Annotated in this window: 8 protein-coding genes; all 8 read left to right on the top strand. The window is 52.3% G+C overall.

The genetic code is table 11. The features are described 5' to 3' along the window. Window positions 1-1,183: phage major capsid protein (locus tag Xedl_RS18860; RefSeq protein ID WP_074025258.1), on the top strand; the 1,183-nt coding region annotated here is incomplete at its 5' end. A 46-nt stretch (window positions 1,184-1,229) separates the two neighbouring features. Beyond that, entirely contained in the window at window positions 1,230-1,526 is a 297-nt protein-coding gene (locus Xedl_RS18865) for a head-tail connector protein (protein WP_074025259.1), read from the top strand. Between the two features lie 9 nt (window positions 1,527-1,535). Next, a complete protein-coding gene (locus tag Xedl_RS18870; protein ID WP_074025260.1) occupies window positions 1,536-1,862 on the top strand; it encodes a phage head closure protein in 327 nt (108 codons plus the stop codon). Then, the gene (locus Xedl_RS18875) at window positions 1,849-2,238 is read left to right on the top strand and encodes a hypothetical protein (protein ID WP_074025261.1); all 390 of its coding nucleotides are present in this window, start codon (window positions 1,849-1,851) and stop codon (window positions 2,236-2,238) included. The genes Xedl_RS18870 and Xedl_RS18875 overlap by 14 nt, the downstream gene beginning before the upstream one ends. Beyond that, the gene (locus Xedl_RS18880; protein ID WP_074025262.1) at window positions 2,231-2,632 is read left to right on the top strand and encodes an HK97-gp10 family putative phage morphogenesis protein; all 402 of its coding nucleotides are present in this window, start codon (window positions 2,231-2,233) and stop codon (window positions 2,630-2,632) included. The genes Xedl_RS18875 and Xedl_RS18880 overlap by 8 nt, the downstream gene beginning before the upstream one ends. Window positions 2,633-2,646: 14 nt before the next feature. Then, complete coding sequence (locus tag Xedl_RS18885) at window positions 2,647-3,114, top strand: phage tail protein (protein WP_074025263.1); 468 nt, start codon at window positions 2,647-2,649, stop codon at window positions 3,112-3,114. Window positions 3,115-3,134: 20 nt separating this feature from the next. Then, a complete protein-coding gene (locus Xedl_RS18890; RefSeq protein WP_244149766.1) occupies window positions 3,135-3,458 on the top strand; it encodes a phage tail protein in 324 nt (107 codons plus the stop codon). A gap of 227 nt (window positions 3,459-3,685) precedes the next feature. Then, window positions 3,686-5,596: a phage tail tape measure protein gene (locus Xedl_RS18900; protein WP_083600398.1), complete on the top strand. Its 1,911-nt coding sequence runs from the start codon at window positions 3,686-3,688 to the stop codon at window positions 5,594-5,596. Window positions 5,597-5,639: the final 43 nt, after the last annotated feature.

Genomic DNA, 5,639 nt, shown 5'->3' on the forward strand with positions numbered 1-5,639 from the left:
ACAGGTCGCGCAGGAAATCAAGGGGCGCTTTGACGAGTTCAAAGAGAAGAATGATAAACGCTTTGAGGCGATCGAGGCTGAAAAAGGCAAACTGGCCGGACAGGTGGAGACCCTGAATGGCAAGCTGTCCGAGCTGGATACCCTGAAAGCCGGGCTGGAAGAAGAGCTGGCCGGACTGAAACGCCCGGCAGGCGGCACCAACAGCAAAGCCGTCACTGATCACAAAGCCGCCTTTGGTCAGTTTATCCGCAAGGGCAGGGAAGACGGGCTGGCCGAACTGGAACAAAAGGCAATGCAGACCACGGTTGATCCCGATGGGGGCTATGCTGTGCCGGAAGAGCTGGATCGCAATATCATCAACGCCCTGAAAGATGAGGTGGTGATGCGGGCAGAATGTAACGTGATCGCCGTAGGCACCCCCAACTTTAAGCAACTGGTCAACCAGGGAGGCACCAATAGCGGCTGGGTGGGGGAAACCGACGAGCGCCCGGAAACCCAGACCGCCAAATTGACGCCAATCGAGCCGACGTGGGGCGAAATCTACGGCAACCCCGCCGCCACCCAAACCATGCTGGATGATGCCTTCTTTAATGTGGAAGCCTTTATCACTGCCGAGCTGACACAGGAGTTTGCCGAACAGGAAGAAAGCGCCTTCACGCATGGCGACGGCAAAAACAAGCCAAAAGGTTTGCTGGCCTACGGCAGTGATGCGCAGGCCGACAAAGATCGCAAATGGGGCACGTTGCAGCATCTGCTGCTGAAAAAACCGACCGAAGTCACGGCGGATGAAATCATGCAGCTCATCTACACCCTGCGCAAACCGTACCGCACCGGGGCGAAATTTATGATGAACAACAAGGTGTTGTTTCAGGTGCGTACCCTGAAAGACAGCCAGGGCAACTACCTGTGGCAGCCGGGCTTGCAGTTAGGACAACCTTCCGCTTTGCTGGGCTACGGCATTGCGGAGAATGAGCAGTTTGCGGACTTGGGCGCAGAGGCGGTGCCGGTGGCGTTTGGTAACTTCAAGCGTTGCTACACCATTCTGGATCGCTTCGGTGTGCGCATGCTGCGTGACCCGTACACCCATAAGCCGTTTATCCACTTCTACACCACTAAGCGCGTGGGTTCCCTGTTGGTGGATAGCCACGCAGTGAAGCTGCTGAAAGCCGCGGGTGGGAAGTAAGTCTCATCTTCGGGCGGCTTCGTGCCGCCCTGTTATAGGGGGAACTATGGCATTACCCACGATTGAAGAGCTGCGGTTGCAGTGCCGGATTGACTCTGATGAAGAAGATGCCTTGTTGCAATCTTATCTTGAGTCTGCCAGAGAAAAGGCTATCAATTACCTGAATCGCAATGTCTACGAAGACGCGGTGCCTGATACCGATCCTGATGGGATGCTATTCACCCCCTTGATTAAGCTGGCTTTAATGCTGGCGGTGGGGTTTTGGTATGAAACCCGCGATCCGAAACGGTTGCCACCGGGCTTCCGGGACTTGCTAGACGATTACCGGATAAAACCCGTCTAGGAGGACAGGATGCTGGCAAATGAAATGAATAAGCGTATCAAGCTGTTTCGCCCCGTCATTACCCGTGACGTACTCGGCGCTGAAACCGTCACGCCGGAATACGTCACCACGGTCTGGGCGAAAGCGGAAGCGATGTCTAACCGTAAAATCCGTACGGCCGACCAGCAACAAGTGATTGAAGTTCAGCAATTTACTATCAGGTCGCGCAAGGATATTGATATCAACTGGCTGATTGAACATCAGGGGCGGCGGTTTACTGTGCGCGCCGTGGACAATAACCGGCCTGACCGCTCGATTATCAGCACCGAAGCCGAGGTGCGTCATGATCGAGCTTGATATTCACGCCGATTTGGAGCGCATTACACAGTTGCCGGTTTATCCGCTGATATTACCGTCCTCGGTGCTGGAAGGGGTGACCTACCAGCGTATCAGTGACCCGAAGTTCAACGCTGGACTTGCCCCTGCGCGATTGATTGAAGGGCGCTTTCAAATCGGCATTATTACCTTGAATTATACTAAGGCTCTGCAACTGGAAGCCCGACTACGCTCGGCGTGGGAGGTGATACAGCATGGCGCTATCGGACGTACGCCAGTGCAAACCATTTCACGCGGGGCATTGATGCAGGACATGATCGAGGAAACCAGCAACCGTAAGCGCTACCGCGTCACCCGTGATTTTATCATCACCTTTGCGGAGGTGCCCGATGATTAGCGCCAAAATATCTGGCCTTGAAGAACTGGGGCGTCAGTTGCAGGCATTGAATATTGAACTCCAGACGCAAATCTTGCGCAAGGCAGGGAAAGCCGCGATGGAAATCGTCAAAGAAGATATGGAAACCCACGCCGGATACGACAAGAAAAGTGATGGTCCCCATCTGCGGGACAATATCAAAATCCGTTCCACGAAATCATGGAAATACAAGGGTGGGGTGATGATCACTGTTGGCTCCACTCAACCCCACCGGATGAAAGCGTTAACGCAGGAAATGGGTACCCTTAAACAGGTGCCAAAGCCGTTTATCCGTCCAGCGCTGGATTACAACAAAACCGCCGTAGTTAAGGTGCTGGCGCAGGAGATCCGCGACGCCCTGTCCATTTATAGTTAATAGGAGAACACACGATGGCAACATCACCCGAATATGCCGTATTGCCTGCCGGTACGGTCGTGAAATTTGGCAAACCCGGCGATACCGTGGAAAAAATGCGCCCATTGATTAACTGTAAGGCGCTGGGTGCCACGGGGTTAACGGGCAGTTTTATTGACTGCACTACCCTGATGGATACCAACAAACAGTTTATTTCCGATATGCCGGAAGGTCCCGAAAAGTCATTAGGCTTTATTGATGACCCTGAAAACGCCGATTTTACGGTATTCCTGAATGCGGCAGAGCAACGCGAAACCGTCCAGTTTTACATTGCCCTGCCGAATAAACGCACGGCAATGATGATATTGGCGCTGTCCGGCTGGGAAATGAACGACATCAACGCGCCAGCCAGCGAAGTGATCCAAATCACCGTCAAGGGTAAACAAAATAACCTCGTCTGGGGTATCGCCAGCACGAAACAAACCGGAGTCACCCAACCATGAAAAACCTGAAAGCTGCCTTATTGACCCCGCGTCCGCACATCAAAGCGGTGGAGTTATTTGGTGTACCCGTGAATCTGCGTCGCATGACCGCCGCCGAATTGCTGACGCTGGAAGAGCAAGCCGAAAAGCTGAGTGAAGCCGGTGACGGACGCGAGGCTTCCCGCCTGAATATCCAGATGTTGCTGGATTGTCTGGTGGATGATAAGGGTCAGCCCATCCCGATAGCCGATTTGCCCACGACAGATGAACTCATGTCGATTCACGACAACGCCACAATGATTGAGGCTATCCAGACTGTGAAACGGCATTCCATCGGCACTCTGGAGGACGCCGAAAAAAACTAACCCACTCGCCGACGCTGCACTTTGCCTTTGCCCTCGCGGAGCAGCTCGGCGAAATAGATCCCTATCGCATCCTGTCTTTGCCTGCGTCTACGCTCAATGAGTGGCAGGCCTATTACCGACTGAAAAACCGCCAACCGCCAGACAGTCCACCCGCTGCGTCCGTATCTGCCCCCCGCGACACGATCCAGATACAGTGTGATGCTGTCATGAAATTATTAGGTTAAGTTATGGCTAATTTATCTACATTGACGGTCGGCTTGCTGGTCAATGCCACCTCGTTTAAGTCCCAGATCATGGACGCTTACCGCCACGCCGGACGGGAATCGGAGCGTTTTACCGATAAAGCAGCATCGGATGCCAAAAAGGTAAAGAAAACCTACAGTTCGCTGGCAAATCAAATCCAATCTGTGTCCGGCCAATTAATGCTGCTGGCAGGGACAGGGTTCTCACTGGGCACTATCATTTCGCATACCCGTAAATACGGACAAGCGTTGTCTGATCTGTCCGCCATTACTGGAGCCACAGGCGCACAGTTAAAGAAACTGGATGAAGAAGCCCAGCGGCTGGGACGCACCACGGAATTTGGGGCAACGGGTATTGCTCAGGCGTTTAAGCTGATGGCGTCGGCAAAACCGGAGTTGCTGAAAAGCGCCGAAGGATTGACACTAGCCACGGAGAAGGCGGTTATTCTGGCGCAGGCATCCGGGATTGAGCTACCGGAGGCGACTAAAGCGTTAGCTCTGTCTTTAAATCAGTTCGGCGCCTCAGCAGAACAGGCCGATCGCTTTATTAACGTACTGGCAGCCGGGGCGAAATACGGTTCCTCTGAAATCGGTGAAACTGCGCAGGCAATCAAAAACGGCGGAACGGTGGCCGCGCAGGCAGGGATTAGCTTTGAAGAACTCAGCGCTGCCATTCAGATACTGGCGGAACGGGGTATTAAAGGCTCGGAAGCGGGTACAGCTATTCGCAACGTCGTACTGGCACTGGAGCGCTCAACAGACAAAAAATTAAAACCCTCGGTGGTCGGGTTGTCTACGGCGCTGGAGCATCTAACCACTAAAAACCTGTCCACGGCTGAGGCGGTTAAATTATTCGGCCGTGCCAATGTCAGTGCAGCCTCTAACCTCGTGACAGGCAGGGGAAAACTGGACGACCTGATCCAAAAGTTGACCGGTACACAGGTTGCTTATGAACAGGCATCAGCCAGGGCGAACAACCTGAGCTCCGATCTGGATGTGTTGAGCAGTGCCTTTGAAGGGCTGGCGATTAAAGTCGGTCAGAGCGCCGACGGCCCCTTGCGCACCGGCGTTCAGGGGGCAACCAGTGCCATCAATACCTTGGCAGAAAATTTTAATCTGGCGGCTGCGGTTGCTTTGCATACGCTTATCCCGGTTGTAGCAACCAAACTGACGGCGGGGTTACGTGAGAATGCCAGTGCATGGAAAGCCACCGAGAAAGCCACGCGTGACGCAGCTAAACAGCAGGCAGTAACAGCGCAAAGAACAATAGAATCAGCAAGAGCTATACGTGAGCAAGCCGGACAGCAAAATCGGTGGTTGACTACCCAAAAAATGATCAATAAGCAGTACAGTATTGATATTAGTTATCAGAAAGAATATACGGCTAACTTTCGTAAAATCAAAGAATCCATTGCCACCGAAACGTCCGCGAAGAATCTTTTGGCTGAGGCTAACCGAAAATTGTCATATTCCACCCGCCTTCTGTCAGGGGCGGCGGCAGGTGCGCGGGGTGCGCTTGCCATGATTGGGGGACCGTTCGGAGCTGCGATGCTGGCAGGCTCTGCATTGTTTGCCTTGTATAATAATAGTGCCCTAGCTAAAGATGGTTTGCGGGAACTAAAAGACACCACTATTGAAACTGTTGCAGAGCTGCAAAAATTATCCAGAGTGAAAATTGAAATTCAAATGGATAATATCAAAGACGAAATAGAGGAGTTGGAAGAACAACGACAAGAAATACGCAAAAAGTTAAATCAAAAAAAATACTCAGATCTTTATCTTGATGATTTGAAGCGAGGCTATCTATTTGCCCCAAATAGAGACACACTTCTTAGAACCCATTCGGAATCTTTTTTGAACGTAATTGTTTTTCCTGTATTCTGTCCGCCCAAATAAGATAAGTGCCTATATAAGTGACCTGCTGGAATGAGAAAAACCT

This window comes from Xenorhabdus eapokensis (genome assembly GCF_001908105.1).

Coding starts and splice junctions, on each gene's coding strand:
- Xedl_RS18865 (WP_074025259.1), top strand. CDS start 1,230: ATGGCATTACCCACGATTGAAGAGCTGCGGTTGCAGTGCCGGATTGAC.
- Xedl_RS18870 (WP_074025260.1), top strand. CDS start 1,536: ATGCTGGCAAATGAAATGAATAAGCGTATCAAGCTGTTTCGCCCCGTC.
- Xedl_RS18875 (WP_074025261.1), top strand. CDS start 1,849: ATGATCGAGCTTGATATTCACGCCGATTTGGAGCGCATTACACAGTTG.
- Xedl_RS18880 (WP_074025262.1), top strand. CDS start 2,231: ATGATTAGCGCCAAAATATCTGGCCTTGAAGAACTGGGGCGTCAGTTG.
- Xedl_RS18885 (WP_074025263.1), top strand. CDS start 2,647: ATGGCAACATCACCCGAATATGCCGTATTGCCTGCCGGTACGGTCGTG.
- Xedl_RS18900 (WP_083600398.1), top strand. CDS start 3,686: ATGGCTAATTTATCTACATTGACGGTCGGCTTGCTGGTCAATGCCACC.